The following is a 1,935-nucleotide window of genomic DNA, read 5'->3' as shown; positions in this document are numbered from 1 at the left end:
CCGCCCTTGCAGGTGCTGCTGGTGGAGGATGACGCCACGATCGCGCAGGTCATCAGCGGCCTGCTGGCGGTGAACGGGCACCAGGTGGTGCACGTGCCGCACGGCTTGGCGGCCTTGTCCGAGGTCAGCTGGCGCGCGTTCGACGTGGCGCTGCTGGATCTGGATCTGCCCGGCATCGACGGTCTGGTGCTGGCCGGCCAGTTGCGGACGCTGGGCTATGACATGCCGCTGGTGGCGGTGACGGCGCGCTCGGATGGCGAGGCCGAGCAGCAAGCCAGGGAGGCGGGATTTGACGGGTTTCTGCGCAAACCGGTCAGCGCCCAGCTGCTGCTGGCCAAGATCGCCAAGGTACTGGCCGCGCGGCCGCGCAGTGCGGCGGGTGTGCCACCGCTGGTGTGATCATTCCACCACTTCTTCCACCGCCCGCGGATCCGGGTGGTTGTCCGGCAACTGCCAGAACACCAGGGTCGAACTGAGGGTGATCGCGCCGACGCAGACGAAGGTGGCGTGCAGCGCGGACATCGCGTCGTCGCCGCTGAGGTGGGTGCCGAAGGTCGCCAGCAGGCTGCCCGCTGCGGCGGCACCGAAGCCGGTGGCCAGCATCATCACCAGCGACAGCAGGCTGTTGCCGCTGCTGGCCTGGGCGGTATCCAGATCACGCAGCGTCACGGTGTTCATCACGGTGAACTGGATCGAATTGAACGTGCCGAACAGGACCAGCTGCAGCAACCGCAGCCACGGGGACTGCTCCGGGGTGACGAACACGAAGCTGGCCATCGCCAGTCCCACGCAGACCGTATTGAGCATCAGGATGCGGCGGTAGCCGAAGCGCTCCACCAGCGTCACCGCCGCGCGTTTGGCGACCATCGCCGACAGCGCCACGGGGATCATCAGCATGCCGGCGTTCATCGGGCTCATGCCCAGGCCCACCTGCAGCAGCAGGGGAATCAGCAGCGGCATCGCACCACTGCCGATGCGCGAGAACAGATTGCCGAGGATGCCGATCCGGAAGCTGACAACCTTGAACAGCGACAGCGGGAACAGGGCGTTGCCGCTGCCGGCGGCGTGCAGCCAGTAACCGGCCAGGGCCGCGATGCCGATCACCGCCAGCAGCATCACCAGCGCGTGGGCCGGGCCGACGCCGGAGATGCCGTCCAGCGCCAGCGAAAGCGCGACCATGCCCAGCGCCAGCATCAGGTAGCCGGGCAGGTCGAAACGGGTCCTCTGCTGGGCGCGGTGGTCGGGCATGATCCGCAGCGCGGCGATGAAGCCGATCATCCCGATCGGCAGGTTGATCAGGAAGATCCAGTGCCACGAGGCCACTTCCACCAGCCAGCCGCCCAGTGTCGGCCCCATCAGCGGCCCCATCAGCGCGGGAATGGCGATGAAGCTCATCGCGGCGAGGAACTGCTCACGCGGGACCGAGCGCATCACCGCTAGCCGCCCGACCGGCAGCAGCATCGCTCCACCGATGCCTTGCAGCACGCGGGCGGCCACCAGCCACTGCAGCGTGGGCGACAGCGCGCAGGCCAGCGAGCCCAGCGTGAACAGGATGATCGCGGCCAGAAAGGTGCGCCGGGTACCGAGGCGGTCGGCGATCCAGCCGGAGGCGGGAATGAAGCTGGCCACCGCAAGTGCGTAGCTGAACACCACCGACTGCATCTGCAGCGGGCTTTCCCCCAGGCTGTGGGCCATCGCCGGCAACGCCGTGTTGATGATGGTCGAATCCAGCATCTGCATGAAGATGCCCAGCGATACCAGCCACAGCAGCGGCCGGTGCGTGGCGTTGCCGGAGGCTGGAGCGGCCGGATTCATGGCAGCGGTGTGATTTCCATGACCCCGCTCAGCGCGTCGTAATAGAACCAGTCGCTGGCGTTGTCGGCCAGCCAGCCGATCTGTGCGCGTTGGGGGCCGGGCAGGTGGCACAGCAGCGAG

Annotated in this window: 2 protein-coding genes; one reads left to right on the top strand and one right to left on the bottom strand. The window is 67.8% G+C overall.

Annotated features, from left to right (window positions below; genetic code table 11):
• Positions 1 to 399, top strand: a 399-nt coding sequence (locus tag JCM9942_RS14850; RefSeq protein ID WP_157722964.1) for a response regulator transcription factor, incomplete at its 5' end; no start/stop codon positions are given.
• Here JCM9942_RS14850 and mdtD read toward each other — a convergent pair.
• Positions 400 to 1,815 (bottom strand): multidrug transporter subunit MdtD, encoded by a 1,416-nt coding sequence (gene mdtD, locus JCM9942_RS14845; protein ID WP_054660608.1) that lies wholly within the window; start codon positions 1,813 to 1,815, stop codon positions 400 to 402.
• Between the last annotated feature and the right edge of the window lie 120 nt (positions 1,816 to 1,935).

Origin of the sequence: Stenotrophomonas pictorum JCM 9942, assembly GCF_001310775.1 — a bacterium.
GTDB classification, from domain to species: domain Bacteria; phylum Pseudomonadota; class Gammaproteobacteria; order Xanthomonadales; family Xanthomonadaceae; genus Stenotrophomonas; species Stenotrophomonas pictorum.
Note: the sequence above shows the minus strand (reverse complement) of the source record. Positions and strands in the feature narration are given on the sequence as shown.

Coding starts and splice junctions, on each gene's coding strand:
- mdtD (WP_054660608.1), bottom strand. CDS start 1,815: ATGAATCCGGCCGCTCCAGCCTCCGGCAACGCCACGCACCGGCCGCTG.